Source organism: Promicromonospora kroppenstedtii DSM 19349, from assembly GCF_000515355.1.
GTDB classification, from domain to species: Bacteria; Actinomycetota; Actinomycetes; order Actinomycetales; family Cellulomonadaceae; genus Promicromonospora; species Promicromonospora kroppenstedtii.
In genome coordinates this window covers 79,812-81,304 of the sequence record NZ_KI911759.1, presented here as the reverse complement: position 1 = coordinate 81,304, position 1,493 = coordinate 79,812, and the positions used below count along the sequence as shown (strand labels likewise).

The window sequence follows — 1,493 nt, the reverse complement described above, 5'->3', positions numbered from 1 at the left end:
GGCGTGCCGCACCCACGGCGAGGCGGCTGCGGGCAGGCTGCTCTCGGGCACGGTGAGCTGCACGTCCCGGTGTCGCAGCAGGTGGTCGACGGCGGTGCGGGCGATCAGCCGCGCGAGCCGGGGCGCCGGGCAGGCGTGCGGCCCGGTGCCCCAGGACAGGTGGGAGCGGTTGTCCACCTCGTCCCACAGGTCGTCGGTGTGCACGGCGGGGTCGGCGTTCGCCGCGGCGATCGCGAGCACCAGCGCGTCGCCCTTGCGGATCGAGCGCCCGCCGAGCTGCACGTCGTTGCGGGCGTAGCGCAGCGCCGGGGACTGGGCGATGGGCGACCGCCGCCACAGCACCTGGTCGAGCGTGCCGTCCAGCGTCAGCCGGCCGCCCGACATCCGCGCCGACAGCTCCCGGTCGGCCAGGAGCTGGTGCAGCGTCTGGGTGATCCAGGCGGTCAGGAAGATCGCCGCCGCGCTCACGGGCACGATCGCGCTGGTGGCGATCTCGCCGTCGTGCGCGAAGTTGGGATGGCCGACCAGGTGCCCGATGAGGTCCTGCCCGCCGTCCTCGCGGCGCTGGCCGATGTGCTCCATGACGATCGCGGCCGTGGACGCCTGGGCGTTGGCCACCTGCTCGCCGTCGCCGCTGACCACGGCGGCGGAGTCGGCCATGAGCCGTGCCCCCGTCTCCAGGTCGAACCCGAGCGTGGTGGTCATCGCGAGGAACCCGACGGGCCGGCTGTACACCTTCACGAGGTCGCCGCTCCCGGAGTCGCCCATCCGCTCGATGACGCGCTCGCACATGTACCGGGTCTGGTCCCGCACGGCGCGCTCGTCGAGCGCGGCCAAGGCGTCGTCCAGCGGCGCGCGCAGCCGCTCGCGCTCGGGGCCGTCGTGGTAGAAGGACGTCGGGCGCGGCGCGGGCGGGGCGAACGTGCCGATCGCGGTGCCGGCGGGCAGCAGGTTCTCGCGGTTCCAGCGCCAGTTCGCCGCGTTCCGGCTGTAGTCCATCTCGGAGCGCATCACGTGACAGTTCTCCGCGTGCCCCAGCACCAGCCAGGCCGGCACCACGACGTCGTCCTTGCGCTCGATCTCGACCGGCGCCACCTCCCCCCACTGCGCGCGCAGGCGCGCGTAGTGCGCCTGCGGGTCGGGGCTGCTGGTGATCTCCGTGAGCGACGTCAGCCCCCTGTGCTCCTCCAGCGTGACGGCGTGCCGGGTGGTCTGCGGGTTCATGGGGGTCATCCGACCACGACCGTCGGGTGGTGCGGAAGGGCCGGCATTTCTCATCTCGAACACTTTCATCTCCTGGGGCCGGAGGCGGAGCGTGCGGTCGTTCCTGCTGGTCAGGCGGTTGGAGCTACGCCTAGCTCGACGTCGTCGCGCACCGCGAGCGCCAGTGTGTCCCACGGGTCGAGACGGGATCCGGCCTCGCGGCCGGCGGCCAGACCGCCGTCGCCGAGCGCGTCGCGGACGGCGTCCTCGACCGCGGCGAGCTCGGCGGC

Annotated in this window: 1 protein-coding gene; it reads right to left on the bottom strand. The window is 73.7% G+C overall.

The window, feature by feature from the left end:
• Positions 1–1,224, bottom strand: a 1,224-nt coding sequence (locus PROKR_RS36385; RefSeq protein ID WP_051433416.1) for a cytochrome P450 family protein, incomplete at its 3' end; no start/stop codon positions are given.
• Between the last annotated feature and the right edge of the window lie 269 nt (positions 1,225–1,493).